Here is a 25,676-nt window from a genome sequence, read left to right on the forward strand (position 1 = left end):
CCGGTTATCGGTTCCCGCAGATTAATCCGGGAAGTGGATCTGTTCCGGATCAACTGCTTCGGCAAGCCCGAACAATTGCCGTCTACGGCTCGTTTACCAGCCTTACAACCGCTATCGTTTACCTAGTTTTTTTCGAATGCCTGCTCCTGAAACCTCCGTTTACCCCGGCCTTTCGGCCACCCTGCATACCCTCGAACAAACCAGCTGGCAACAACTTGTCGCTGTGCTCGACAACAAACCAGACGAGACAACCGCTCCCGGCTTTAAAACAATGATCGTAGCTTCCCGAACGGCCACTGGTGCGGATGCCCGAACGGTGGTACTCCGTAAAGTTGACGCCGATCGAAAATACATCTGGTTTCATACCGATGTACGGGCGGCCAAGGTAATGCAGTTCGAAGCCTTTCCCGACTGCACGCTGTTATTCTGGGACGAAAAATCGCAGGTGCAACTGCGCCTGATGGTCGATACCCGTTTGCATACCAACGACTACGTAGCCGATGAACATTGGCAATCGATAGGCGTTGGCAACCGGAAGAACTACCTGTCGGAACATCGGCCGGGTAGTGAGCAACCCGCTCCTTATCCCGGCTTCCCGGCTCACCTGGGTGCCAGCTTGCCGTCCATCGAAGAGAGCGAAGCGGGTCGCGTCAATTTTGCCGTGATCGAATGCCGAGTACTGACTATGGATTACTTGCAGCTAAACCGAAGCGGACAGATTAAAGCGCTGTTTCAATACGAACCCGATGCCAAAATGGCCTGGCTGGCTCCCTAGTCGGGACGAGTCCAGCCTGTTCGATTGGCCAACAGGCAGCCACCAACGCCGATTTATTGTTGCAACACATACCATTTCATACGCTCCGTCAGATGGCAACCAGCGACCGCGCATTCAACTACGACCTCGACTACCGCACCCTGAACCTTCGCGAACAGCCTGAACTATATCGTGTCGGGAAGGGCGAAATGGGGGTGTTGCTGGTACGGCCGTACAAAGATGAAATTCTGCCCTACTGGCGATTCAAGACTCCCGACATAGCCCGGGAGTCATCCGAGAAAATCTACCAGCTGTTTCTCACCTATAAGCAAGACGGCGACTTCATTGGCATGGATATGGCCCGGAAGTTTTTACAGATGGGCTACACTCGCTCCCGGCGTTACGCCAATCACAAAACCGGCCAGAAATACGACGGTGCCGTACCCGACGACAAGAAAGGACAGTCGGGCGCCCACGGTCGTGACCAGCTACCCCGCGATGAAGACCCCGTTAAAGCGGAGTCGGCGCGTATTTTCTACGGAAAATACCTGGAAGCCCGCGAAGATGCCGACTACAAGAAATTAAAAAAGGAATGGCAGGAGAAATACGGGTAGGTTTCTAAAACAATCGCGGAGACGTCATACAAGCTACCCATGCTGATCTTCACGACTACTGGCTTCTATAACGCTTGCGTAAAAGGCGTGCTCCTCCCGCGATGAAACATACTAAACCCAAGCCCTTCAGCAGACTTGCCCAGCCAACGACATAATACGTATCATAAAGCTGAATGTCGAAGGCAGCCCCTTCAACTAAAAACGAGGCTGCCAGCAACAGCGCGCCGAGCACCCAGGGCACCCATTTTGTCTTCATAGATAAGCTAACATCAGGTTTCAGGCTGTCTCCAGAGATCTACGAAAGCGCAAACTCCACAATTGCTTGCGAGTGTATTCTTGTCGTGTCAAAGACGGGAATGGTAAAGTCATTCTGACCAATATTCTTCAAATTTGTTTTTGTAGAAATCCATTTCCATCGTGAATTTCGTTCCCAGAAGTCCTACTTCCCTAAGTCCTCTCTTTTTTACAGCCTTCGCCGTTTCGACCCCAATATGGATTATTGGCACGGCTGTCGTTTCCTGAAGTTTATCGGCAAACATATGAGCGGTGTTGGCGCCCAGCGCAATACACTCAACTCCGCTCCGCTCTAAACTTTGACAGGTGCTAAAGATAGGCCGTTGTCAGAATCAACGAGCCAAGGCACGCTAAATACAATCAGAAAACTTGCCAATATCTAACGCAAGATGGTACTTTCGCAACTAATTACAGATCGTGTTAACGGGAACGCTGACATAGCGCATACCCTGCTTGTACCATTCAGCGCTCGAACCAAGCACAATAATCTGTTTATCAGAGATCTATTATTTATATGCAACTCCTTGACGGTAAATTTCTTTCGGCACAAATCAAACTGGAAATCGCGGCAGACGTCGCCCAGATCATCGAACAGGGCGGAAAGATCCCGCACCTCGTCGCTATTCTGGTTGGTAATAAGGGCGCTTCGGAAACCTATGTCGCGTCTAAAATGAAGAACTGCGAAGAGGTAGGCATGCACTCGACACTCATCCGGTTCGACCCGTCGGTGACCGAAGCCGAACTCCTTGACAAAGTTCGGGAAGTGAATGAGAACCCTGATATGGACGGGCTCATTGTGCAGCTTCCCCTCCCCGATCACATCAACCCCGACCGGGTAATGGAAGCCATTGACCCCGCGAAAGACGTAGACGGGTTTCACCCCATCAACATCGGGCGCATGGCTAAAGGGCTGCCGGCCTACATTTCGGCCACGCCACAGGGCGTTCTGGAAATGATCAAGCGTTACAACATCGAAACGGCGGGTAAGCATTGCGTCGTAGTGGGCCGGAGCCAGATTGTGGGCCTGCCCATGTCTATCCTGATGCAGCGGAACACCTATCCCGGCAACTGTACTGTTACGATTACCCATAGCCGCACACAAAATCTGGCCGAGATATGCCGCTCCGCCGATATTCTGGTCGCAGCACTTGGCCGACCCGAGTTTGTTACGGCAGACATGGTAAAAGAGGGGGCTGTTGTGATTGATGTGGGCTTGGAGCGCGTGCCCGATGCCAGCAAGAAAAGCGGCTTCTCACTGAAGGGTGACGTAAAATTCGACGAAGTAGCCCCTAAAACAAGTTTCATTACGCCCGTTCCCGGTGGCGTGGGCCTGATGACGATTTGCTCCCTGATGCAGAACACGTTGAAAGCCGCCAGAAGGGAAATTTATTAGATCGGCCAGTAAATCAATGCAGGCGCTCGAAAGCGCTAGTTACGAATTTACTGCCTGAATTAGGCCGGTATCGTTACGCTTAACAAACTTTAACAGCCCATCCTGCCTAGGACGGGCTTCTTTTTGCGTAATTTTGGTCCGGCCTGTATGGGTCACTACTTACACAAAAGCAGTCCGTTTAATCTTCATTTATATGCCGTCATTCAAACGCCTGAACACCCTGACAGGCTGGTTCGCTTTCGCCATCGCCCTGATCACCTTTGCGATGACCGTCGAACGTACCGCTAGTTTCTGGGACTGTGGCGAGTTCATTGCGTGTTCCTTCAAACTTCAGGTTCCGCACCCGCCCGGTGCACCATTCTTCCTGCTGTTGGGCCGAATTTTTTCCATGTTTTCCTTCGGGAACCTCACCAGCGTTGCCTATTGGGTCAATATGGCATCTGTTATGGCTAGCGCCTTTACCATACTTTTCCTGTTCTGGACCATCACGATGCTGGCCCAGAAGCTGCTCAATAAGCCGGAAAGTGAGTACACTACCGCCGATACCCTGCTGGTTATCGGTACGGGAGCCGTGGGTGCCCTGGCCTATACCTTTTCCGATACGTTCTGGTTCTCGGCTGTTGAGGCAGAGGTATACGGGATGTCGTCCTTTTTCACGGCTATCGTTGTCTGGGCCGCGTTTAGATGGGAGCGCATTGAAGATGAAGCTGCGGCCAACCGCTGGCTTATTTTCATTGCCTACCTGACAGGTCTGTCCATTGGCGTTCACTTACTAAATCTGGTCACGCTACCCGCGCTGGCCCTGATTTATTACTTCAAAAAGTACCCTAAGCCAACCTTTTGGGGCGGAGTGATCGCATTCGGCATCGGCCTGGTTATTCTGGGTATCATCAACTCGGGTATCATTCCGGGCCTACCAGGCATGGCCTTTGCCGTCGAACGGTTCTTTGTAAATATTCTTGGATTACCATTCACGTCGGGTGTTATCTTCTTCACAGTCGTGTTTATCGGTGCCATTGTGTACGGTATCATCTGGTCGGCGCGTCAGAAACGGGTCGTTCTGAACACATCGCTACTGGCTCTCGCATTCGTTCTGATTGGCTATGCCTCGTACATGCAGGTACTCGTTCGGGCTGACTTTAACCCCCCGATCAACGAAAACGATCCAAGCGACGAACTGAACTTCCTGTCGTATCTGCGTCGGGAGCAGTACGGTAGCCGCTCGTTACTGTACGGCCCTGTTTTCACGGCCCGCCCCATCGACCAGAAGCAGGGGGCAGCTATGTGGAAAAAAGAAGGCAACAAGTACGTTGTCTTCGACCACCAGCCCGAGTACGTCTACGCGCCCGGTGACGAAATGCTGTTTCCACGGGTATACAGTAGTCAGCAAAACCACCCCGCCCTGTACCGGCAGATGCTGGGTCTGGCCGAAGGGCAAAAGCCTACCATGGGCGACAACCTGAAGTTTTTGTTCAGCTACCAGTTGGGCCATATGTGGTGGCGGTATCTGATGTGGAACTTTGCCGGCCGGGAAAGCGACGAGGAAGGTGCGGGTTACCTCCTGCCCTGGTCGACGGATCAGAATGCTCCTGATCTGCTGGTGCATAACAAAGCCCGCGACAATTTCTATATGCTGCCGTTTATCCTGGGCCTGTTTGGTATTACATTCCAGTATTTCCGCCGTCGGCGCGATTTTCTGATCGTTGGGCTGCTCTTTCTGTTCACGGGTATTGCGCTGCAGGTCTTCCTGAACTCTCCCCCATCCGAGCCCCGCGAACGGGATTACATTTACGTAGGCTCGTTCTATTTCTTTGCCATCTGGCTGGGTCTGGGTGTCATGGCCATTGCCGAAGGCTTACGAAATACGCTGAAATCCGATGTAGCCCGCAATGGCCTGGTGGCTGGTCTTTGCTTGCTGGTACCCGTTATGATGGGCGCTAAAAGCTGGGATAACCACAACCGCGACAAGCGTTACCAATCGGTGGACTTTGCCAAGAATCTGCTCAACTCCTGCGCACCAAACGCGATTTTGTTTACGGGTGGCGATAACGATACCTTCCCGCTCTGGTACGTCCAGGAAGTAGAAGGATTCCGGCGCGACGTTCGGGTGTGTAACCTGAGTTTGCTGGGTACCGAGTGGTATATCCAGCAAATGAAGCGCAAAACGTACGAGTCGGACGCCCTGCCGATCTCGCTTGAATTCGATAATTTCAACAAAGGCAAAAACGACATCGTGCCGTTTTATGAAGTGCCGGGCGTGAAGAACGGGATCGACCTCAAGCAGTACATCAGCCTTATCAAAACGAGCAGCCCCGCGGTGCAGGTACCCCTCACGAATGGGGATATGACAAGCATCCTGCCTTCGTCGGTGCTGTTCCTGCCCATCGACAAAGCGGCTGTTGACAACGCGAAGTTCGTACCGGCGGCTCTTCGTCCGCTCATGAAAGATACCTTGCAGTGGACCATCGGCAAGAAAGATCTGTATAAGCCTGACCTGATCATGCTCGACATGATTGCGACCAACAACTGGAAACGGCCTATCTACTTTTCGAGTACCCTCGCAAGCGATAACTACCTGAGCCTGAAAAACTACATGCAGCTGGAAGGCTACGCATACCGGCTGATGCCGGTGGCCGTACCGGGTGCAACGGATGGCTATGTCAACTCCGACATCATGTATACCAACATGACCAAGAAGACATTCTGGCGCGAGTTCAACAATCCGGACGTGTACTATGATGAGACCTACAAAGGACCACCCGTTATTTCGGCCCGTATTGCCTTCTTCCGGCTGGCCGATCAGTTTATTCGGGAAGGCCGCAAAGACAAGGCACTCGAAATCCTGAATTATTCATTAAAGGTTATTCCAGACAAGTCGATTCCGTACGACCAGATCTCATCGAACTACGTACGATTCCTGTTCGAGGTTGGCGATGCGAAGAAAGCCCTTGAAATTGCCGACATCATGGCTACCCGGGCTGATCAGGCCCTGACGTATGACAAGAGTGGCAACGGACGCTTCGGCAATCCCGACTCGGACCTTTACATTCTTCAGACGATTGTAGAGGCCTGCAAGGAAGCAAAGCAAACGGCAGCCGCCAACAAGTACGAAGCCATTTTCCAGAAGCACATTAATGCGTTCGGCTGATTAACGGATTACCTATAAAAAAGCCCGAATCACTCAATGTGATCCGGGCTTTTTTATGTTTGTCTACTTTCAACGAGAAGTCGATTGCTGCGTAACTGCCCACCGCGAACGAGTGCATCGATTAAAACCAGAAAACCACTTTGCTAAAATAGTTTTCGTAGGCAACGAACGATAGACTTTATGCATCTTTATATAAACTATTCCCCTCACTATTATTCGTATGCGCAAACTTGTCCACTGTATTGCCATTCTCTCTTTGCTGTCTATCGGTTCTCAAGGCCGGGCCGACGATCTCGATAATTTCATTCGAAAACAAATGCAGAAACGGCGCATACCCGGATTGTCCATAGCTATTATTCAGGACAGTAAAATCGTAAAGGCGGCAGGGTATGGGTTTATTGATAAAAATAAGACCACACCGGTCACTCCGTCTACTCTTTTTCAGGCTGGCTCCATTAGTAAATCAGTGGCGGCAGTCGGGGCTCTGCACTTGACGGAAGAAGGGAAATTATCGCTCGATGATGATGTAAATAACAAGCTGAAGACCTGGAAAGTCCCCGAAAATGAATTTACCAAAGACAAGAAAGTCACATTACGCAGCTTGCTCAGTCATACCGCCGGGCTGACGGTACACGGCTTTCCCGGTTATGAGACAGGAACGCCAATTCCAACGGTAGTGCAGATTCTCGACGGTTCACCACCCGCCAATACACCTGCCGTTCGGGTAGATTTCGTGCCGGGAACACGCTGGCGGTATTCGGGTGGCGGCTACACAGTCATGCAGCAGCTTATCACCGATGTAACAGGCCAACCCTTTCCGCAATTTATGCAGACAACTGTGCTGGGACCATTGGCTATGACCGCAAGCACCTTTCAGCAGCCCCTTCCTGCCAACAAAGCCAGGGCAACAGCCACGGGTCATTCCGGCGAACGCGAGGCCATAAAAGGTCGCTGGCATATTTATCCGGAAATGGCAGCTGCCGGGTTGTGGACAACGCCATCTGACCTCGCTCGATTTGCGATAGGTATTCAAAACGCCCTGGTGGGCAAACCTGGTGCTGTTTTGTCGAAGCAGATGACCCAGCAGATGCTTACCGACCAAAAGGATAAAGATGGCCTGGGCGTTTTTTTACAAGGGGAAGGCAATACCATGCGCTTTGGGCATAACGGGCGGGATGAAGGTTTCGATGCGCTGATGACGGCTGGTGCGCAAACCAGACAAGGCGTCGTTATTATGATCAACGCCAATGACAACTCTCAACTGCTGAACTACATCGTTGATGAAGTCGCGAAGAAATACCATTGGACGGGTTATCCTATAACGACAACAGCCAGACGGGTAGCGGTTCCCGTCGACGCAAAAAAGCTTACCGCTTATGAAGGTCGCTATGAGCTTTACAATAACCGCATGATCACTCTAACCGCGACCGGAGATCGGCTATTTACCCTGGTCGATGGGTTTAATGACGAGGAATTCGTACCCGAAACAACAGCTCGCTTTGCCTCGACAGTTCGGAATACCTATCTCACGTTCACCACAGATACCAGTGGAAAGGTTACTGAACTGATCTGGAAGAATGAGAAAGAAGAACGAAAAATTCCCCGTATCGGCCCCCTCTTCCGCTCACCTGAACCGACAATAGATCCTGACCCGGCTCGCACTCACCGACTTGAATCTGCCTTGACCGCAATGGCGCAGGGAGGCAAAGCAGTAGCAGACGTTGTGGGGGTTACACCGGGAGTACGGCAGGCGTTCAGCCAGGGGGCGAGTTTCCTTTCCGGGATGACGTCGCTTATGTTCATTAGCGCGGAAGATGTGAAAGGGCGTGGCATTGAGCGTCACGAAGGCAAAGTAGACCGGATTATAACCTATAAATTCGGTTCCGCTACAGCTCCCCGCTACGTACTCATCTATCTGACTTCAGATGGCCTCATTACGGATTATGACATAGTAGAAAAGTAAAAGCACGAATCTGGTATGCTCAAGGCAATGCCAGGTGTTAGAACTGGCCTATTTTAGCAGACCCTGGCACAACGAAAAAAGGCCCCGATCTTTACTATATCGAGGCCTTTTTATGCTTATTATTTTATCAACCATGAAAGAAGTCTTTCATCTTGTCGAAGAAGCCTTTTTCGTTTTTATTGGGCTTTGGCTGGAAGTTCGGCGAGTTGCGCAGTTTTTCGAGAATACCGCGCTCTTCGGCCGATAGCATTTTGGGCGTCCAGACGTTGACATGAACCAGTTCATCGCCCCGTCCGTAGCCGTTCAATTCTTTGATACCTTTCCCTTTTAAACGGAGGATTTTGCCGCTTTGCGTACCGGGTTCGAGTGTAATACGGGCCTTCCCGTCAATGGTCGGCACTTCTACATTCGTACCAATGGCCGCATCGACAAAGTTGACGTATAAATCGAACACGACATTGTTGCCGTCGCGTTTGAGGTCCGCATCTTCCTCTTCCTCAATCACGATGAGCAGGTCGCCAGCTACGCCACCCCGTGGAGGAACGTTGCCTTTGCTACCAACTGATAACTGAATGCCTTCGGCCACCCCAGCCGGAATTTTGATTGGAATCACGTCTTCCTGCAACACACGTCCTTCGCCAAAACACGCGTCGCAACGGTCGGTAACGATCTTGCCTTCGCCATTACAGGTTGGGCAGGTACTGGTCGAGACCATCTGACCAAGCATGGTGTTCACTACTTTACGCGTCTGGCCCGTACCGCTACAGGTTGAGCAGGTCTGTACTGCCGTTCCGTTTTTGGAGCCGTTGCCCCCGCACGTATTACAGGTAACGTGGCGCTTTACTTTTATCTTTTTCTCTACACCGTTGGCAACTTCCTGTAAGTTCAGCTTCAGCTTGATGCGCAGATCGGAACCGCGACGAACGCGTTGTCGGCCACCACCGCCACCACCCTGAGCTCCCCGGAAGAAACTACCAAACGGCGAATCGTCACCAAAGACGTCACCAAACTGGCTGAAAATATCATCCATTGATGGGCCGCCAGCGCCATATCCGCCCCCGGCTGCACCACCCATCCCGGCATGACCAAACTGATCATACCGTGCTTTTTTCTGAGGGTCATTAAGAACATCGTAAGCCTCAGCCGCTTCCTTGAATTTTTCTTCGGCCGTTGGATCGTCCGGATTTTTGTCGGGGTGGTACTTGATCGCCATCTTACGATAGGCTTTCTTCAGGTCTTCCGTCGTGACGTTCTTATCAACGCCCAGTATTTCGTAATAATCGCGCTTCGTTGCCATATCTTTCAAAGAGTGAAAGAATGAATGAGCGAAAGAGTGGTCAGTGCGATGATTGTCGCCCCGTCCAAGGCACTCTTTCATTCTTTCACTCTTTCGCTTTTAGCTGCCTACAATCACTTTTGCAAACCGAATGACCTTGTCATTCAGGTAATATCCTTTCTCTATTTCTTCGATAACTTTCCCTTTCAGGTCTTCGCTGGGCGCTGGAAACTGCGTCACCGACTCGTGCAGATCAGCGTCGAAGGCTTCCCCCTTCGACACCATTGGCTTCAGGCCTTTTCCTTCGAGCGTCTTGAACAGCTTGTTGTAAATCAACGAAACGCCTTCTTTCAGGGCGGCCACGTCGTTCGTGTTATCAATGGATTGCATAGCCCGTTCGAAGTCATCAACAACCGGAATCAGGGCTTTCAGCACACCTTCGTTAGCGTTATTGATTAACTCCAGTTTTTCCTTGGCTGTGCGTCGACGAAAGTTCTCGAAATCAGCGTATAAACGGAGATATTTGTCTTTCAGTTCGGCTACTTCACCGCCGTTTTTTTCGGGTTCCGGTGCGGCAGCTGCGGTTACAAAGCCTTCGGTCGACGTTGTTTCTTCGGCTTCGGCTGGCTCTCCGCCATTGATCGTCACAGCTTCTTCATCGGTGACCGACGCGGTTGTCAGGTTGTCAGGTTGTTGCGTATCGCTGGATGCCTGATCATCCAAAATGTCTTTATTTTCCATTACTGAGCTTCTATTTCTCTTCCAGAAATTCATAGGCAAAGATGGGCAAAAGACCGGCCAAAACCGCACTTCCTGCCAACTTGACACGTAGTATGCAGACCCGGACCAGTTGATTTTGACCAATTTGTCGGATTTATATTCGGCTTTCCTGTGTTTGCGTTGTATCGTTTCAGCCGTATTAACCTATTTTCTCTCCCCATGCATTCGCCGGCCAGCCACTACACGCAACTCATCAAAGCGAAAGCCGCTGAACTGGGCTTTGACTTTTGTGGAGTAGCTAAAGCGGATTTTCTGGAAGACGAAGCACCCCGGCTGGAGACCTGGCTAAAAAACGGGATGCACGGCCAGATGAATTACATGGCGAACCACTTCGACAAACGGCTCGATCCCCGGTTGCTGGTCGATGATGCAAAATCCGTGATCACGGTACTACTCAACTATTACCCCGAGCAGAAGCTTCCCGATAACAACAGCGACCTGAAGATTTCCAAATACGCGTATGGAACAGATTATCACTTTGTTATCAAAGACAAACTAAAAAATCTTCTGACTTACATAGGGGAAGCGATCGGTGAAGTTGGCGGACGGGCTTTCGTCGATTCGGCACCGGTCATGGACAAAGCCTGGGCCAAACGCGCCGGGCTGGGCTGGGTAGGCAAACACACAAATCTGATCAATCGGGAGATCGGCTCGTTTTTCTTCATTGGCGAGCTGATTCTTGATCTGGAACTGGAACCCGACGGCCCGATTACCGACTACTGCGGCACCTGTACACGTTGCATCGACGCCTGCCCCACCGATGCCATTGTTGGGCCTTATGTCGTCGACGGCAGCAAGTGCATTTCTTATTTTACAATCGAGCTGAAAGAAGCCATTCCGACCGAAGTTCAGGGGAAATTCAATAACTGGATGTTTGGCTGCGATATCTGCCAGGACGTATGTCCCTGGAACCGTTTTGCCCGGCCTCATAAAACACCCGCCTTCGATCCCCACCCCGATTTGACCCAGTTTACCAAAACCGACTGGGAAGAAATTACAGAAGATGTTTTCCGGGAAATTTTTCGCCGGTCGGCTGTTAAGCGGACTAAATTAGAGGGATTAAAACGAAACATCGCCTTCATTGCCCCGGTGGCCACCGCACTGGATCACAAATCCGAGAGCGAGTAAGGTTGTTCGTCCAAACAGCTTCGTTGAGTTATTTTACTGGAAGATACGCACTCGTCACGGCCTAAAAGATAGCGCCTTACAGTAGAGAATTCTTTGAAAGCAGAATCCGTAAATAGCTATTGCCAATTGAGTAAATGCGAGCTCTTGAGGTTACTCAGCGTTGAAAACTTTTAGAACCTGTTTAGGATTTTTCTTCTGATGAGATTTTGTCATTCCGACGCAGGAGGAATCTTCGATAGCAGCGCATAAAACAGAATCACCAGAAAATTCCTCCTGCGTCGGCATCGAATCAAACTCATTGTCGGGTTAAACGAAGACAAAAAGAATTTTGCAGCAGCCACTCATCTTATGTCAAGAGATTACAGCCGTTTTACACATAAAGACAATTCATCAAATACCTTAAACTAGTACAACTACTTTTTCACCAAACCGAATTGCTTATTTTTGAAATCGATTACCACAATACGATCTAAAAAATAACTGTTACCAAAACTGCCAATTACTCCGGCTTCATCAAAGAGCGGCTCATGATGCTTGTAGGGATCAGGATGATAATAGATTACTTTAGGGGTGAGTACGGTTTGACCTAAACGAATTTCAGACTGCATTAGAGCCCCATAAACATCCGAATATTTCCCCCAGGTTGACACTCGCTTCACTGTATCAGTTACCGCTACTGGATTAATCACATCCCAATGTTTTTTAACCGTCATAATTGGAAATAGACTTGCCCCTGAATCATAAAGTAAATAGTACTGCTTGCCATTAATAACGACTGACACATGAGGACGATGGTTCTTGATCTCAATGGGGACGAAGTCGATTTGACGGAGAGTTTTATGGGGTAGCGCATCCAGTATAGCGATCTGCTTTTTAGAAAAATCCATGATCAAAATTCGATTCTCGCAAATATCCGCTCCCCAGGAACCAATTGATAACTCTTCATTGGGGGTAAGGGAAGCAGCGTTGATCGCTTCGCCAGATAGATTATTAATCCAGACTTTATGTAAGGTAGGCCCCTCAGGAAGCATTTTCAGACTAACTGGTTGAAATCCCTTTTTATTCTTATCGCTTAAATCTGGCAGAAACCCATACTGATCAGTGTGCTGTTGCTTTAGTGATTCGAGCGTATTGCCGTTCAACACACTCACATCCGACCCTGTATCGAATTGCAGCTCAAAGGGGGTAGACACGTTGCCTAAGCGTCCATTAATAAACATGGCTAAGTTATCGAACCGTCGTCCTCCAAGCGTATCCCCATACCAGCGAAAAGGAATCCATCCTTTTTTGTCAATTTGCTTTCGAAATGAACTGACTTGAGCGGAGCTTAGATGAGTAATCAAGGCGGTTAGAAGTACCAGTAAGTGTCTCTTCATAGAGCAGGTCAAAAGCGAATAAAATTTATTGTATAAATGCAATTAGATAAAGAAGATATATTATTCCAAGGCCAACTCCTTTTTAATTGTCAGCCCTGGAATATGACAGTATAGATGTCAGTACTTACATTGTTCTCCAGCAAGCATCTTTTTATTCTTCCCCCCCTTCGTTAAACCTTCCACGCTATTAATTCAATCATGCGTAGTAAGCCTTGAGCGCTTCGCCAACACGCCAAACGTCCTCGAATGTGTTGTACAGAGGAGTTGGTGCCAGCCGGATGCAATCCGGTTCGCGCCAGTCGCCAATAATGCCTTGCTCCGTCAGGTAATTGAATAACCCTTTCCCGTTTTTACGTACCAGCAACGATAGCTGGCATCCTCGCTGGTTAGGGTCGTCGGGGGTCAGGATAATGACTTCCTCCTCTTGATTCAGTACATATTCCAGATAACCCGTCAGTTGTTCACTCTTTTGCCGGAGCGCCACGATACCGGCTTCAGCCGTGATCGCAATGGCCGACCTGTGCAGTGCCAGTGCCAGAATATTGGGGGTGCTGACCTGCCAGCCATCGGCACCGGGAGCAGGCAGAAATCCGGGGGTCATCTCAAATCGTTTGTCTTCCCGATATCCCCACCAGCCCGCCAATCGGGGGAGGTTCTGGTCATGGTGCTTTTCATGCACAAACACGCCCGATACAGCGCCGGGCCCGCCATTGAGGTATTTGTACGAACACCAGGTGGCAAAATCAACCCCCCAATCGTGTAGCCGCAGGGGAATATTGCCAATGGCATGGGCCAGATCGAACCCGATGGGAATACAATGTCTTCGGGCCGTTTCAGCAATGGCCGCCATGTTGTAAACCTGTCCCGTGTAATAATTAAGGCCACTCATCCAGACCACCGCCAGCGAGTCGGCATGCTCGGCGATAGCGGCCTGAATATCCGTCGTGTGAATCAGCCCCGTTCCGTCAGGTCGTGGTGCCACTTCGATAATCGCATCGTCTGGTACGGGGCCGCCATGCATCCTGACGTGCGTTTCAAGCGCATACTGGTCGGACGGGAAATCACCTTTGATGGTTAGTATCTTGTATTTCTGAGTGGTTGGCCGGTAAAACGAAGTCAGCAGCAGATGAAGGTTCACCGTGAGGGCGTTCATGGGGCAAACTTCGCTGGGCTGTGCCCCGACTATATGACCCAGTGCCTCTTTACAGGTTTCATGATACCGCAGCCACGGCTGTTCGGCCGCTTCTGTTTTATCGAACCAGCCCTCAACGCCCAGGTTTTGCCAGATGTTAAGTTCCTGATCCAGAGCCGCCCGGGCCGTTCTGGGTTGCAGTCCCAGGGAATTGCCGCAAAGATAAATCAGTTCCTGCCCGTTGCGCCGGGGAATGTGAAAGCGGTCCCGATACTGACGAAGGGGGTCGGTCTGATCGAGTTGCCGGGCAAAATCAAGGGTGTTTTTATAGATCATTGAGGGAGTCTACCTTTTTTAGGTACCAAATTCAGGCTATTTATGCTGCTTCAGCAACCATGCATAGAGTGCCTTATCTTCGTATAGGTACTGAATGTCATGACCTTCGTTTTCCAGTCGGGTAAATTTTACCTGACCCTGACAGGCATGTAACCGGTTTACTAATCGCTCTGTTTCGGAGATGGGAATGAGATCGTCAGCCGTTCCGTGAAATGTCCAGATCGGGATGTGTTTAACCCGGCAGATCTGGGTAGAATCATCGCAACCGCCACACAACGGCAGCACAGCCGCAAACGTGTTTGGGTACGCTACAGCGGTTTGCCAGGCTCCATACCCACCCATGCTGATACCGGTTAAATAGATTCGTTTCTGATCGACCCGGTACTTCATTATTAGTTCGGTATAGAGCGAATCGAACCAGTTATCAGTAGACCAGAATTTACCATCCGGGCATTGGGGCGAGACAATAATGAACGGAAAGTTGCGGCCTTTATCGACTAGATTCGGTAACCCATACACCTTCAGCTTGGTTAAATCCTCTCCCCGCTGTGACCCTCCGTGCAGGTAAATAACCACCGGAAAAGTGGCCTGGCTGGTGTTGTACTCGCTCGGCAGGTAGAGCAGGTACGGATATTTTGCGCTATTTTTTATTCTGCTCTGTGCCTGCGTTTTAGGTAGCAGACTCAGCATAAGCAGGCCGATAAAAGCGGAAATCAGAAGCGTGCGCATCAGCGGGGAGATTGTGCACAAAGATTGGCAAATAGCCGTTAAAGTCAGTGACGTTTCCTAAACGTATTTCCAACCAATTCGGTCACAGCCGGGTCAACCCAATGATACTATTCCAGACGATGAAACCCTTTCATTTTTACCTCCTGACGGCCTGCACCTTAATCGGAAAGAGTGCCGTTTATGGCCAGTCGAAAAACCAGCCGGTGTCCTTTCCGACTTACAACCAGATCAAACCGGCAACCACTGACGTCTTTGATTATGTACCACAGCAACCTGACCAGGATTTCAACAAGCAACAAGTTGATTTCAAGCCAGTTGACTACCCGTACCGTGGCGTCATGTATAGCCATGATATCAAGCCAGCAACGAATACCCGATACGTTAAAAAAGTCATGAATCAGGCTGAGAACCAGTTTGACGGCATCTATGGCAAACCATCGGCGGAGGTCAATCGGGTGATGCAGCTGTTTTTTATACCTATTAAAAAGGACTAGCGTACAGAACTTTCGTAAACATCTGAGCCACAGTTCTCGATGACATATGCACAAACGGTGGCATACGGATTCTGCTATAAACCTGAAACGACGGGGCTGTTAATGACTTAACCGAATAAAAAACATACTAAAACAATATAATAGGTTGAGTGTTGTTGTGGTAAATAGATAACGTTTTATGAAAAATCGTCTAATTACCAAGACACGTCGGAGTCAGATCATACAGTATTCATGTCTGGCTTTGTTCGCTACCTTTTCCCTGACTGCCTGTCAGGATCACCGCATTCCGCAACCCGGTCAGAGCATTCAGTCCAGCAGTCCTAAACCGGATTGGGGTCCAACCATTACCCCCCAGATGCTGGCCGTTATTGAAGAACTGGGTCGCCTGGCTCCCACACCAATCAACCAGCTTTCGCCACAGGATGCCCGCAAACAGCCATCCTTCAAAGACGCCGTCAATTCGCTGCTCGACAAAAATGGCATTGCTCGCCCGAAAGCGAACGTTACCATCAGCGAACGAATGATCACGGGAGCCGACAACGCCCAGATACGTGTCAAACTATACACGCCTAATACGGGATCGGGGCCAAAGCCGGTTATTGTGTATTATCACGGCGGAGGCTGGGTAATCGGCAGTCCGGAAGTTTACGAATACTCGACGCTGGCGCTGGCCGAAGAAACTGGTGCCATCGTTATGTCGGTTGATTACCGGTTGTCACCCGAATTCAAGTTTCCAACGGCGCACGAAGATGCGTACCGGGCTTACGAGTGGGTAAAAAATAACGCAGCGACAATTAACGGCAATCCGGCAAAAGTAGCCGTTGCGGGCGAAAGTGCCGGTGGCAACATGGCCATTACGGTCTCCATGATGGCCCGCGATCGCGGTCTGGCTCTTCCGGTTCATATTTTATCGGTGTTCCCGGTGGCAAACAACGATCTATATACGGATTCGTATAACCGCTATGCCAACGCCAAGCCACTAAACCGGCCTTCAGTGGAATACTTTACGGCTAATTACTTCCGCACGCCAGCCGATGGCGACAGCCCGCTCATCTCGCTGGTTGACGTAGCAAACCTCAGCGGTTTACCCCCAACAACCATCATCGCGGCTGAAATCGACCCGTTACAGACCGAAGGCATGCTGCTTCGGGACAGACTTCAGGCGGTGGGTGTGCCGGTCACGTATCAGCTGTACGCTGGCGTAACGCACGAGTTCTTTGGCATGTATGCTATCGTTCCCGAAGCGCAACAGGCCCAGACTTTGGCGGCTACACAATTGATCAACGCCTTCAAGTAGAACCATTTAGTTTAAGCGCGAAGTGGCCCCACGCTTTCATAAGGCGTGGGGCCACTTCGCGTTTGAGCAGTACGCTTATTGATGATCCATTCCGCTATCTTTCTTGCAGCAACTTGGGAGTTTGTTGTACCCTGCCTGATCGGCCACGACTTCTTCAGCGTCGTAGCCGGTTTTGCTGATATTCGCTTTTAGTTTGGATACATCCGTTTTAGCCGGATTGTACTTGATCGTTACAACCTTGGATTTCACGTCAAGGTCCGCTTCTTTAACGCCCTTTTCGTAAGACAGATTCCGTTCGATACGGGATTTGCACATGCCACAAATGGCCGATGTCTTTATTTTTACTTCTTTTTCCTTATCGTCGCGGGTTGGTGCGTTGGCGAATAGGTTGCCGGCGAGCAGGACAGATGTCAGGGCAGTCAGAAACAGGTTACGCAACATAGGTGTACAGGGTTTATGGTGAATCTATAACGAATTTTCGTATCAAATGGTGCCTGACGTACAGCAACTTGCCTAATGGCTCATTCCTTTCCGGTACCGATGACCCGCGTGATTCATGCTTTTCATCGTCATCAGGCTGGGCGACAGGCGCAGGTAGATTTCTCCCGAAACAGGCGTTTTTCCATAAAAGGACTGCAAAACCTGGTCGGGCATGCTGGCCGTTACCTGGGCTCCCATAACCAGATCGGTACTGCGCTGCTGGACGATTCGGTAATTCATGCCAAGGGTCAGGTTATTGATCATAAACGATTGATCGCTGGTAATTTTTCCGAGGTCACCGGATGAGGTCGGCTGGTAAATACCCAGCTCCTCCGCCGACTTCTTCACGTTTTCGAACCGACCATAGAAGGCAACTTTATCCAGTTGCAGACTACTTTCCGCCAGATACGAGTTCTCCCCTGCCCCATCGTGATGACTATTTCGTCCCCAAACAACGGCCGACGTTACGTAACTGCCCGGTCCTATTCCTTTACTGTGCAAAATGGATGCCGTTGTTCGCGTAACGTTTTCTTCGGGATGCGCTTCTTCAGGACTGTGCAGAAATCCCTGCGAGAACTGGAGGGCAAACGAAGGAGATGGATTCACGGATAAGCGATACGAGTAGCTGTCAAACTTGGGGGCATCAAAGTTGTAGCGGTTCTCGTCCGGTTCGCGTCCTTTAAATGTCGAGGCTTCCAGCTTGGCCCATTTGTACCGGAAACCCGCCGTAGCCACGCCAAACAGAATATGGGAAGCGTCCTGCCAGTGATGGCTCAGGGGCGCGTCGGGATTATTAAATGAGGAAATCCGGTGCATAAAGGCCGGTGGGCCCAGGGCAGGTTCACCCGGATAACCAACGTACCCATACAGATCGACATCTTTACTGAGCGCATGGCTGTAACTCACCGACAATTCTGACACAAGATCATGCGGATGCTGCCGATCAATCAGGGGCTGTCCTTTGTAGGTTTCGCCCGTTTGAAACAGCAATGGGTACCCACCGTTGCCCACTGTCAGCGGATCGAGCGACAGCATGGCACGCACCTGAAACAGGCCACGCTGCCCCACTTTACGCTGTGCCATGCCCATAAACCAGTTCGGCGCGCCCAGTTGCTGTCCTCGCCCCCGTCCGTCAGGATGGTTGCTATTCTGGCTGGTGTACCGCAGGTAGATGGCGTAATGCAGCATGTAGCTCCAGCCTTTGGGTGTTGGCTGGCTCATATAGGCATACATAGGTGTGTTGTCGGGGTGCCACGATGTACCGGACCCGTTCCGGTTCATGGATACGTTTCGGGACAGCGAATGCGTCATGCCCATCGTCGTGTCCATGGTCAGGCCATGATTCAGGAGTTTCATTTCGCTCACTGAGCCGCCTTCTTTCATACCCTCGTGCTGGCCCATATCCATGCCGGGATGATGGGCATGATCCATCGGTTTGGTTGTATCGGCGCTGTTTTTTCGGGACGTTTTTTCTTTCGCAGGCTTATCAGGAGCGGGCATCGCCATGCCTTCGTGGTGCTTATGCTGCGCCTGAGCGGCTCCAACCAGCAGGGTGAACCAAAAAAAGAGAAATAGTCTATTCATAACATCGTTACGGCGAAAGAGTAACATCAACCGTTAATTAGTGGTCATTTACGTACTGCTAATCAACGGTTGATATTGTAAAGAGGTTGATTTCTATGCGTTGGCCGACATCGACCGGCATTCATCGGCACACGTACGGCAGGCTTCGGCACAGGCTTTACAATGAGCAAAATGATCGGCGTGTTTTTCGCATTCTTCCGCGCAGGCCTCACATACTTCAGCGCACAGAGCCATAAAATCGTGGGCAAATTCGGAGCCACGGGCATCCAGCCGACCGCAAAGTGTACAGATATCAGCACAGTCGCGACAGAGTTTGATACAGGCCGTCATGTCGTGCCCTTTGCCATCTTTATCGCCCATTTCCAGGCAGGCAGCAACGCATCGTTCGCAGGCTTCTGCACAGCTAAAACAGGTGTCTGTATGGTTGTGGTGGTGTTGCGTAGTTTCCATAATCGTTGTCGTTTGATTGACCATCGTTGGTCTGACAAAATAACTACGCATTCCCGATAGGGTTTTTACATAATTGCGGTCTGGTTTCATAAAACCAGGCTTGTCATCCATTACACCTGCACAAAGAAGGCGTCGAGGCTTTTTTCAAGGTCGGCAATGGACACAAAAACATCTTCCTCAATGTGATGCTTTGTCTGCCCCATTTTAATGACGTGACTATAAGCGGAGTAGCGCATGTCCATTACCTGGGAGAGATACGCAAAATGATCGACGATCATGTTGGCCGGAAACAACTCAAAAAGGTGTGTACCCGGCTCGCACCAGATTATATTCGTGAAGGAAGCCCCGTGCGGCCCCATAATGAACGAAGCATTTTTGTAGATAGCGACCTGCTCGGCCACCGACCTGGGTTTATCGTCAATAATGGTGAAGTCGTATTTCTCCAGAAGTTTGATCAGGGCCGATTCATTCACCACTTTACGACGCGTGGAACGGCTAACATAGATTCGGTTTTGACTGGTTCGGTTGATCGTCAGTTTGGCTTCTACCAGCTTTTTTAACGCGAAAATATCAGCAGGATCCGGGTAAAACCAGTGCCCGCTATTCGCCAGGATACACCGCTCGAATCGAATGTCGCAAACAACGCTATCGAAGACATGATCCGGCTCAACGCCAATCAACGACAGATACTCCCGTTCGTAGGTTGTTCTGAAAAGCGGATAGGCCAGAGCGGCCTTCGCAAAGACCTGCTCCGGCAGGGCCGCTTTTATACGACTTAACTTGGCGGCAACCAGTATCACGAAGTCGTAGTAACCACCAAAGACGACAACATCTAGGTAATGACTAAAGGGGGCAATCACCGTTTTATATGGGAGAACGGTTCGCTTGCCAAAGCCCCGCCAGTTCTTCATCAGGTGGTAACTCTCAAAATCCAGGCATAGTATCCGGCCATCAGTCAGGATGCCCCCGTACGGAAGCTGAACCGCTTTTTTTGACCCTCGTTCGTATTGCCAGACATACGACGGATGGGTAACGGCCCGGACCGGCGGAAAAATCAGCTTTGTTAACTCCCCCTGGTTTTGTACACCAGGTATAAAAACCTCTTTTGCCGGGTTGCTCGCTACCTGACAGTGCCGTAGAAAAGCGGCTGTATCCTCTTTGGTCAGCGGATCAGCGTTACACGCTCTTAAAACCAACTTGAGTAAGGATCTCGAAAAAACCTTAACGGATGTAAGAAGAGTATATAGCATAGGCATGGCTGGATTACGCTTCTTTAGACTAATTTTTTGCTGGTCAGCTACAACCTTAATCGTATGTTAATTGCGGGCCATCCCCTAAATAGTGTCCAGATTCCGTCGGCTGGCGTGAACATCTTTTCGGAATTGACTTGGTGTCTGGCCAGTCACCTGCCGAAATTGGTTGGAGAGGTGCTGAACACTGCTGTAACTCAATCGCCAGGCTATTTCGCTGAGGGTGAGTTCGGCGTACTGCAGCCACTCTTTCACTTTTTCGATCTTGAGGGCAATGATGTACTTCTCCAGGGTCTGGCCTTCACTAGCCGAAAACAACCCGCTCAAATACGAGTATTCGTATCCTACCTTTCGCTCCAGAAACGTCGAGTAATTTTCGGCGGGAAGCCGCTCCGCTTTCAGATGCTGGATCTCGTTGATGAGTAGCACCTTAATGTGTTCTACCAGCGATTGCTTTTTGTCGTCGATCAGATCGAATCCATTTTGCTGCAACCTGTGGCGGATTGCTTCGAGCAGCTGGACAGAAGGTGGCGTATCAAGGTCGACTTCGCCCAGGTCAACCCGCTTAATCACCAAACCCATTTGCTCGAGTTCGTCGCGCACCACCCGCTTGCAGCGATCGCACACCATATTTCGGACGGTTAGTATCATTAGTTCACGGGTTTAAAGCGAAATCCTACATAAACCATGCGCCCCGTTACCGGCCCCCACGCCCGGCTAGCCGCATCGAAACTAGGGCCATAGGGATCGTTGGCCGCAAAAATGGGGTCCAGTTGCCGGAAGCCTGTCAGGTTCTCGCCCCCCAGATAAATTTCCCAGCCACTCCTGAACCCACGACTGATCTGGGCATTCAGATTGGCGAACCCCGGCGAATAGTCGGTTGGTGAGTTTTGATTAAGGGCATGAACGTAGCCTTCGCGCAGGTAGTGAATCCGGCGGGGACTGTTCCATTGCAGGGTGGCGTCAAATTTCCATTTATCGTAGGGCAGTGCATAGCCTATGTTCAGCAGCACCCGTTCGCGGGGCACCATCATTCGGGGCAGCAGTACCGTATCGCCCGCTGGCATGGCTGTACTCTGCTGGGTATCGAATAACCGGTAGGCCATCTTCACCTCGAACCGCCGGGCAGGCTGTACGTTCAACTCGGCCTGGAAACTGTTGGCAAATGAACGACCATGATGTGTTGCATCGCGTAGATTATAGAAATAGAGCAGCGACGAGTTTTCGACATTGACCACTAACTGGTTCTGAAAATCAGTGCGGTAGTAATCCAAGACCAGCGATGCTTTTTTGCCCAGTACCATAAAGTCTTTCGTCAGGCTAAGGCCATAATTCCAGGAAACTTCGGGCTTCAGGGGCGTCAGATTCCAGTTAGCATAAGGTCCGGCGTTTCGGTTCTGGTTCATGAACACCGCCCGTGAACTGACTAGAAACCCCATGTTTTCGCTGATCGGGTTTGGCACCCGGAAGCCCCGCCCGGCAGACGCCCTCAGCGTCAGACTCTGGTTGATGTTGTACTTCACGTGCGCGCGGGGTGTCCACTGCGGACCGAATAGATTGTGGTAATCAAACCGCCCCCCAAGCACTACTGTCATTTTTTCGGGATAGGTGTACGTGTATTCGGCAAACACACCGGGCACCGATTCCGTACGGCGGGTTTCTAATGAGGCTAGTGTTTCGTTGTAATCGTCGAGTAAATAACTCAACCCGGCTTTGTAGGTGTGGTTGGTGTTACCAATGATATTCTGATAAATCAAATTGGCATAGAACGTTCGTTGCTGGCCGCTGTATGGCCGGAAGCCAATAACAGCCGTTTGATCGTGATGAACGCCGTTTATGATCAGGCCCAGACCCTTGTAGGGTTTATCGGGGTAGAGAATAGCCGTTTTTGAGAAAAACTCCAGTCGTCTGGTCGTGTTCCCGAATTGATACCGGGCAATGCCTATGGGTGACCGAAACGTGGACAACTGTCCACCGTCGCGGTCTTCGTAAAGCGCCTTTACCCCAACCTGCGCCATAAATCGCTCGCTGCTGTATTTATAGCGGTTGATGGCATTGAGCTGCGTGTACAGGGGCAAATCCCGGAAACCGTCCCTGTTCTGATCAATTTCTTTCTGAAGGGTACTGGCGTGGCCTAATACGCCCACGCTCCACTTTTTACTGAGCGTATGCGACCAGTTCACGTTGCCCTCGATGCGCCCGAAACTGTTCGCGTAGCCGTTCAGAAATAGCTTGTTCGTATCGTCCGGTTTCTGCAGTTCAATATTCATTTGACCACTCATGGATTCGTAGCCGTTCACAACGGAACCGGCTCCTTTGCCCACATCGATACTGGTGATCCAGGTACCGGGAATATAATTAAGCCCAAAAGTAGTGGCCAATCCGCGCACCGTTGGAATGTTTTCGATATTGGTCTGGACGTATTGCCCACCCAACCCCAGGAACTGAATCTGTTTTGCTCCGGTAACGGCATCGCTATACGACACACTAACGGAGGCATTGGTCTCGAAGCTCTCCGACAGGTTGCAGCAGGCGGCTTTCGCGAGGGTGCGCTGGTTTATCAGTTCGGTTTGGATTGGGTTAATGCGGTCGATCTGCCCCGGCGCTCCCGACACCGTTACCTCCTGCAGGGTGCGCTCGGAACGTAGGGTTATGGTTAATTCGACCGATGAATCGGTAACCGACAAGGTATCGGCCTGGTAACCAACATAGCTGGCAATCAGTCGTTGCGAGACAGGATGCCCCGGCACTTGAAAGTTGCCGTTGGCATCGGTTACGGCCCCCAGGGTTGTTCCGGCCCAGATGACCGTTGCACCAACCAGGGGCACACGCTGCCCGTTAACGGTTTCGCCGACGCTGCCCCGAACAGGTCTGTTTTTTTCGACGGTGCTGGTATCGGATTGTGCCCGCAAGGGGGTCACTGTGGCGAATACGCCCGCCCATAACCCACTGATAAGCAGGACAATTCGTAAAGAGAGAAATTGCATGAATTCGCTGATTAATAAGTGTGTAGAACAGGCCTGTGTTGACAAACACGGGCCAGAACAACGTAATCAGCGTATCAAAGAAGGAGGCTCTGAACGAGCGTCAGAATGTCGCGCCCGGAAAGCGAAGGGGGCGACGAAAAGGGGGAAACAGCAGCTGATTTGTCTGCAAAAACGACCTCGATAATCCAGGCCAGAACGGCCACAAAACCAGTTATAACGGCCTCGGTGACAACCTTGACGAACTTGGCAACAAACTGGCTTAACGACGACGAGATATCGACATTTTCGTAGCGTTGGTCGTCCTGGCAGCACTCGGTTTTTTTGATAACCGTTTGCTGCACTGGCATGGCCTGCTTGCCGGTGGCACAACCCGGTGATTTCACCTCGCTGAAGGCGACGACCATCGTTTTTTTCTTGCCCCGCATCTGGCACGAATGCTCCACCAAACCGAAGCCGGTACTGCTCAGCAGCACGACACAGGCCATCAGTAGGTTAAAGAATTGGAACAGATTGCGTTTCATGATGGGGCAAATATCAGCACGGAACGAACTCAACGCAAGTGCTGGCTCTTGAAAGCCAGGAATTTCGTAAAAAAAGAATGCCATTCTGTAAAAGGATGGCATTCGATATGGCAGACTAGAGGACTTCCGGTTCAGGGCTGAGTACTTCGCTAAGGGGGCGAAGGTTACGTTGCTCCTCTTCATTATACGGAAATATCTCCAGAATCTTGGTCGTGTTCACATCCGTGATTTCGAACGGATCGAGGGCACTTTTCAGGCTAATTTCCACTTGCTCATACGCCTGTTTCGGCGTTTCAGCATTGACGAGCATGACACTGGGCGTTTTCTTTTGTTTGCCTGTTTTTTCGTCGTCGGTGATGAACATGGCTTTCACCTTATACCAGATTTCGCCCCCTTCTTCGATATGAAACACGTCGGCCAGTTTCATGCGCGAAATGTTCGTAATTTCAAAGTCGGGTGTATTGGCAGCGATCTCCTGATAAAGACGGGCCTCCGCATCCGTATAGCTAACGGCGTCTACCAGATAGGCTTCCGTGATGGTTTTTTGCTTGATAAATTCTTCATTCCGGGTGCCGACATTCGAGTCGTCAATCGGCTGCTGATAGCGGATTTTTCCGAGAAACCAGTTGGGCATTTTAAACGGTTTTGATACGTAAATAGAACAGTTTTATGGGGGCAAAAGTGCAGAATAAAGGCGAAAGAATGAAAGAGTAAATCGGACCGCCGAAGCGGAGCGAATTTGCCAGCTGGTTTTCGCTCCGCTTCGGCGGTCCGATTTACTCTTTCATTCTTTCACTCTTTCGGTTAGCCTGCCGAATGGTCTGCTCGATCGTATCCCATTGCTCAATTGTGACCTGTTCAAGGTGGCTGAACTCGCCAGCCATCAGTACTTCGCCCCCATCAATCGTGATGCTTTCGCCGGTAATGTAGCCCGAGTAGTCCGATAGCAGGAAAGCGGCCAGATTCGCCAATTCGCCATGTTCGCCAACCCGGTGGAGTGGAATGCGACTCGTGGGGTCCATCATACTGGCCAACGGTTCGGGGAAGAGCCGATCCCAGGCTCCTTTGGTCGGAAAGGGACCGGGGGCAATGGCGTTGAGCCGGATACCATATTTGCCCCACTCGGCCGCCAGCGATTTGGTCATGATCAACGCACCACCTTTGGCAACGGCCGAAGGCACCACATAACCCGAACCCGTTGTGGCGTAGGTGGTTGAAATGTTTAATACCGTACCCGGAATTTTGTTGGCGATCCAGTATTTACCCACGGCCAGGGTAAAATAGTACGTGCCGCGCAGAACGATGTCGACAATGGTATCGAACGCCTTGTAAGACAGCCGCTCGGTCGGGCTAATAAAGTTTCCGGCGGAGTTATTCAGCAAGCCGTTCAGTTGCCCGAATCGCTCGATTGTTTTCTGAACAACAGTCTCAATTTCATCCGTATTTCGCACGTCGCAGGCAATGGCCAGCACCTTACCCGACCCACTTATTGACGTCATCTCCTCCGTCAGTTCGTTGGCGGTTTCATCCAGCACGGCCTGGCGACGGCTACAGATGGTCACGTTGGCACCCAGTTGCAGTAAATAGCGAGTCACGGATTTACCCAGTCCCGTACCACCGCCCGTTACGATGATTGTTTTCCCCTTCAGCGTCCCATCGCGCAGCATACCTGTTGTCATGATCAATGTTG

At 50.7% G+C, this 25,676-nt stretch carries 24 protein-coding genes; 8 read left to right on the forward strand and 16 right to left on the reverse strand.

The genetic code is table 11. The annotated features are described in order from the left end of the window. The first annotated feature begins 136 nt into the window (after nt 1–136). Together ACYU87_RS02980 and ACYU87_RS02985 are read left to right on the forward strand one after the other, a co-directional pair. Entirely contained in the window at nt 137–775 is a 639-nt protein-coding gene (locus ACYU87_RS02980) for a pyridoxamine 5'-phosphate oxidase family protein (protein WP_461132535.1), read from the forward strand. Between the two features lie 92 nt (nt 776–867). Continuing rightward, the gene (locus tag ACYU87_RS02985) at nt 868–1,368 is read left to right on the forward strand and encodes a DUF4385 domain-containing protein (protein WP_461133621.1); all 501 of its coding nucleotides are present in this window, start codon (nt 868–870) and stop codon (nt 1,366–1,368) included. A gap of 55 nt (nt 1,369–1,423) precedes the next feature. Here the strand turns inward: ACYU87_RS02985 and ACYU87_RS02990 are convergent, their stop codons facing one another. Beyond that, nucleotides 1,424–1,624 (reverse strand): hypothetical protein, encoded by a 201-nt coding sequence (locus ACYU87_RS02990; protein ID WP_461132536.1) that lies wholly within the window; start codon nt 1,622–1,624, stop codon nt 1,424–1,426. A gap of 109 nt (nt 1,625–1,733) precedes the next feature. Further along, entirely contained in the window at nt 1,734–1,979 is a 246-nt protein-coding gene (locus ACYU87_RS02995) for an aspartate/glutamate racemase family protein (protein WP_461133622.1), read from the reverse strand. 197 nt (nt 1,980–2,176) lie between these two features. Between ACYU87_RS02995 and ACYU87_RS03000 the strand changes: the two genes are divergently transcribed. The 3 genes from ACYU87_RS03000 to ACYU87_RS03010 all read left to right on the forward strand — a co-directional run bounded on the left by ACYU87_RS03000 (nt 2,177) and on the right by ACYU87_RS03010 (nt 8,166). Continuing rightward, a complete protein-coding gene (locus tag ACYU87_RS03000; RefSeq protein ID WP_461132537.1) occupies nt 2,177–3,055 on the forward strand; it encodes a bifunctional 5,10-methylenetetrahydrofolate dehydrogenase/5,10-methenyltetrahydrofolate cyclohydrolase in 879 nt (292 codons plus the stop codon). 193 nt (nt 3,056–3,248) lie between these two features. After that, nucleotides 3,249–6,203 carry a glycosyltransferase family 117 protein gene (locus ACYU87_RS03005; RefSeq protein ID WP_461132538.1) on the forward strand — a complete coding sequence of 985 codons (2,955 nt, stop codon included), beginning with the start codon at nt 3,249–3,251 and terminating at the stop codon, nt 6,201–6,203. Nucleotides 6,204–6,423: 220 nt separating this feature from the next. Further along, nucleotides 6,424–8,166, forward strand: coding sequence for a serine hydrolase (locus ACYU87_RS03010; protein ID WP_461132539.1), 1,743 nt, complete (start codon nt 6,424–6,426; stop codon nt 8,164–8,166). Nucleotides 8,167–8,293: 127 nt separating this feature from the next. Here ACYU87_RS03010 and dnaJ read toward each other — a convergent pair whose 3' ends face one another. Beyond that, nucleotides 8,294–9,463 (reverse strand): molecular chaperone DnaJ, encoded by a 1,170-nt coding sequence (dnaJ, locus tag ACYU87_RS03015; RefSeq protein WP_461132540.1) that lies wholly within the window; start codon nt 9,461–9,463, stop codon nt 8,294–8,296. A gap of 99 nt (nt 9,464–9,562) precedes the next feature. Continuing rightward, nucleotides 9,563–10,183 carry a nucleotide exchange factor GrpE gene (locus ACYU87_RS03020; protein WP_461132541.1) on the reverse strand — a complete coding sequence of 207 codons (621 nt, stop codon included), beginning with the start codon at nt 10,181–10,183 and terminating at the stop codon, nt 9,563–9,565. 198 nt (nt 10,184–10,381) lie between these two features. On the opposite strand from ACYU87_RS03020, the gene queG reads away from it, so the two are divergent. After that, complete coding sequence (queG, locus tag ACYU87_RS03025) at nt 10,382–11,350, forward strand: tRNA epoxyqueuosine(34) reductase QueG (protein WP_461132542.1); 969 nt, start codon at nt 10,382–10,384, stop codon at nt 11,348–11,350. A 413-nt stretch (nt 11,351–11,763) separates the two neighbouring features. On the opposite strand, the gene ACYU87_RS03030 is transcribed toward queG, so the two are convergent. The 3 genes from ACYU87_RS03030 to ACYU87_RS03040 form a co-directional block, all read right to left on the reverse strand. Then, nucleotides 11,764–12,726: a hypothetical protein gene (locus ACYU87_RS03030; RefSeq protein WP_461132543.1), complete on the reverse strand. Its 963-nt coding sequence runs from the start codon at nt 12,724–12,726 to the stop codon at nt 11,764–11,766. A gap of 196 nt (nt 12,727–12,922) precedes the next feature. Next, nucleotides 12,923–14,194: a kynureninase gene (gene kynU, locus ACYU87_RS03035; RefSeq protein ID WP_461132544.1), complete on the reverse strand. Its 1,272-nt coding sequence runs from the start codon at nt 14,192–14,194 to the stop codon at nt 12,923–12,925. A gap of 36 nt (nt 14,195–14,230) precedes the next feature. Next, nucleotides 14,231–14,923 carry a carboxylesterase family protein gene (locus ACYU87_RS03040; protein ID WP_461132545.1) on the reverse strand — a complete coding sequence of 231 codons (693 nt, stop codon included), beginning with the start codon at nt 14,921–14,923 and terminating at the stop codon, nt 14,231–14,233. Nucleotides 14,924–15,024: 101 nt separating this feature from the next. Here ACYU87_RS03040 and ACYU87_RS03045 point away from each other — a divergent pair, with 101 nt between their 5' ends. Then, complete coding sequence (locus ACYU87_RS03045; protein ID WP_461132546.1) at nt 15,025–15,417, forward strand: hypothetical protein; 393 nt, start codon at nt 15,025–15,027, stop codon at nt 15,415–15,417. Nucleotides 15,418–15,595: 178 nt separating this feature from the next. Next, the gene (locus tag ACYU87_RS03050) at nt 15,596–16,714 is read left to right on the forward strand and encodes an alpha/beta hydrolase (protein ID WP_461132547.1); all 1,119 of its coding nucleotides are present in this window, start codon (nt 15,596–15,598) and stop codon (nt 16,712–16,714) included. Nucleotides 16,715–16,789: 75 nt separating this feature from the next. Here the strand turns inward: ACYU87_RS03050 and ACYU87_RS03055 are convergent, their stop codons facing one another. The 9 genes from ACYU87_RS03055 to ACYU87_RS03095 all read right to left on the reverse strand — a co-directional run bounded on the left by ACYU87_RS03055 (nt 16,790) and on the right by ACYU87_RS03095 (nt 25,665). Next, nucleotides 16,790–17,155, reverse strand: coding sequence for a heavy-metal-associated domain-containing protein (locus tag ACYU87_RS03055; protein WP_461132548.1), 366 nt, complete (start codon nt 17,153–17,155; stop codon nt 16,790–16,792). Nucleotides 17,156–17,227: 72 nt separating this feature from the next. Continuing rightward, nucleotides 17,228–18,778: a hypothetical protein gene (locus ACYU87_RS03060; RefSeq protein ID WP_461132549.1), complete on the reverse strand. Its 1,551-nt coding sequence runs from the start codon at nt 18,776–18,778 to the stop codon at nt 17,228–17,230. Nucleotides 18,779–18,871: 93 nt separating this feature from the next. After that, complete coding sequence (locus ACYU87_RS03065) at nt 18,872–19,318, reverse strand: four-helix bundle copper-binding protein (protein WP_461132550.1); 447 nt, start codon at nt 19,316–19,318, stop codon at nt 18,872–18,874. Between the two features lie 20 nt (nt 19,319–19,338). Continuing rightward, nucleotides 19,339–20,424, reverse strand: coding sequence for a glycosyltransferase family 61 protein (locus ACYU87_RS03070; protein ID WP_461132551.1), 1,086 nt, complete (start codon nt 20,422–20,424; stop codon nt 19,339–19,341). A gap of 138 nt (nt 20,425–20,562) precedes the next feature. Next, nucleotides 20,563–21,129 carry an AraC family transcriptional regulator gene (locus tag ACYU87_RS03075; protein WP_461132552.1) on the reverse strand — a complete coding sequence of 189 codons (567 nt, stop codon included), beginning with the start codon at nt 21,127–21,129 and terminating at the stop codon, nt 20,563–20,565. Beyond that, nucleotides 21,129–23,465 (reverse strand): TonB-dependent receptor, encoded by a 2,337-nt coding sequence (locus ACYU87_RS03080; RefSeq protein WP_461132553.1) that lies wholly within the window; start codon nt 23,463–23,465, stop codon nt 21,129–21,131. The genes ACYU87_RS03075 and ACYU87_RS03080 overlap by 1 nt, the downstream gene beginning before the upstream one ends. A 74-nt stretch (nt 23,466–23,539) precedes the next feature. Continuing rightward, the gene (locus ACYU87_RS03085; RefSeq protein WP_461132554.1) at nt 23,540–23,986 is read right to left on the reverse strand and encodes an HYC_CC_PP family protein; all 447 of its coding nucleotides are present in this window, start codon (nt 23,984–23,986) and stop codon (nt 23,540–23,542) included. 115 nt (nt 23,987–24,101) lie between these two features. Further along, nucleotides 24,102–24,620 (reverse strand): DUF4494 domain-containing protein, encoded by a 519-nt coding sequence (locus tag ACYU87_RS03090; protein WP_461132555.1) that lies wholly within the window; start codon nt 24,618–24,620, stop codon nt 24,102–24,104. A 142-nt stretch (nt 24,621–24,762) separates the two neighbouring features. After that, nucleotides 24,763–25,665: an SDR family oxidoreductase gene (locus ACYU87_RS03095; protein ID WP_461132556.1), complete on the reverse strand. Its 903-nt coding sequence runs from the start codon at nt 25,663–25,665 to the stop codon at nt 24,763–24,765. Nucleotides 25,666–25,676 lie beyond the last annotated feature (11 nt).

The sequence above is a fragment of the Spirosoma lituiforme genome, assembly GCF_054776635.1.

What these genes read in the sequence shown, in the direction of transcription:
- ACYU87_RS02980 (WP_461132535.1), top strand. Translation starts at nt 137, where the DNA reads ATGCCTGCTCCTGAAACCTCCGTTTACCCCGGCCTTTCGGCCACCCTG.
- ACYU87_RS02985 (WP_461133621.1), top strand. Translation starts at nt 868, where the DNA reads ATGGCAACCAGCGACCGCGCATTCAACTACGACCTCGACTACCGCACC.
- ACYU87_RS02990 (WP_461132536.1), bottom strand. Translation starts at nt 1,624, where the DNA reads ATGAAGACAAAATGGGTGCCCTGGGTGCTCGGCGCGCTGTTGCTGGCA.
- ACYU87_RS03000 (WP_461132537.1), top strand. Translation starts at nt 2,177, where the DNA reads ATGCAACTCCTTGACGGTAAATTTCTTTCGGCACAAATCAAACTGGAA.
- ACYU87_RS03005 (WP_461132538.1), top strand. Translation starts at nt 3,249, where the DNA reads ATGCCGTCATTCAAACGCCTGAACACCCTGACAGGCTGGTTCGCTTTC.
- ACYU87_RS03010 (WP_461132539.1), top strand. Translation starts at nt 6,424, where the DNA reads ATGCGCAAACTTGTCCACTGTATTGCCATTCTCTCTTTGCTGTCTATC.
- dnaJ (WP_461132540.1), bottom strand. Translation starts at nt 9,463, where the DNA reads ATGGCAACGAAGCGCGATTATTACGAAATACTGGGCGTTGATAAGAAC.
- ACYU87_RS03020 (WP_461132541.1), bottom strand. Translation starts at nt 10,183, where the DNA reads ATGGAAAATAAAGACATTTTGGATGATCAGGCATCCAGCGATACGCAA.
- queG (WP_461132542.1), top strand. Translation starts at nt 10,382, where the DNA reads ATGCATTCGCCGGCCAGCCACTACACGCAACTCATCAAAGCGAAAGCC.
- ACYU87_RS03030 (WP_461132543.1), bottom strand. Translation starts at nt 12,726, where the DNA reads ATGAAGAGACACTTACTGGTACTTCTAACCGCCTTGATTACTCATCTA.
- kynU (WP_461132544.1), bottom strand. Translation starts at nt 14,194, where the DNA reads ATGATCTATAAAAACACCCTTGATTTTGCCCGGCAACTCGATCAGACC.
- ACYU87_RS03040 (WP_461132545.1), bottom strand. Translation starts at nt 14,923, where the DNA reads ATGCGCACGCTTCTGATTTCCGCTTTTATCGGCCTGCTTATGCTGAGT.
- ACYU87_RS03045 (WP_461132546.1), top strand. Translation starts at nt 15,025, where the DNA reads ATGATACTATTCCAGACGATGAAACCCTTTCATTTTTACCTCCTGACG.
- ACYU87_RS03050 (WP_461132547.1), top strand. Translation starts at nt 15,596, where the DNA reads ATGAAAAATCGTCTAATTACCAAGACACGTCGGAGTCAGATCATACAG.
- ACYU87_RS03055 (WP_461132548.1), bottom strand. Translation starts at nt 17,155, where the DNA reads ATGTTGCGTAACCTGTTTCTGACTGCCCTGACATCTGTCCTGCTCGCC.
- ACYU87_RS03060 (WP_461132549.1), bottom strand. Translation starts at nt 18,778, where the DNA reads ATGAATAGACTATTTCTCTTTTTTTGGTTCACCCTGCTGGTTGGAGCC.
- ACYU87_RS03065 (WP_461132550.1), bottom strand. Translation starts at nt 19,318, where the DNA reads ATGAAACCAGACCGCAATTATGTAAAAACCCTATCGGGAATGCGTAGT.
- ACYU87_RS03075 (WP_461132552.1), bottom strand. Translation starts at nt 21,129, where the DNA reads ATGATACTAACCGTCCGAAATATGGTGTGCGATCGCTGCAAGCGGGTG.
- ACYU87_RS03080 (WP_461132553.1), bottom strand. Translation starts at nt 23,465, where the DNA reads ATGCAATTTCTCTCTTTACGAATTGTCCTGCTTATCAGTGGGTTATGG.
- ACYU87_RS03085 (WP_461132554.1), bottom strand. Translation starts at nt 23,986, where the DNA reads ATGAAACGCAATCTGTTCCAATTCTTTAACCTACTGATGGCCTGTGTC.
- ACYU87_RS03090 (WP_461132555.1), bottom strand. Translation starts at nt 24,620, where the DNA reads ATGCCCAACTGGTTTCTCGGAAAAATCCGCTATCAGCAGCCGATTGAC.
- ACYU87_RS03095 (WP_461132556.1), bottom strand. Translation starts at nt 25,665, where the DNA reads ATGACAACAGGTATGCTGCGCGATGGGACGCTGAAGGGGAAAACAATC.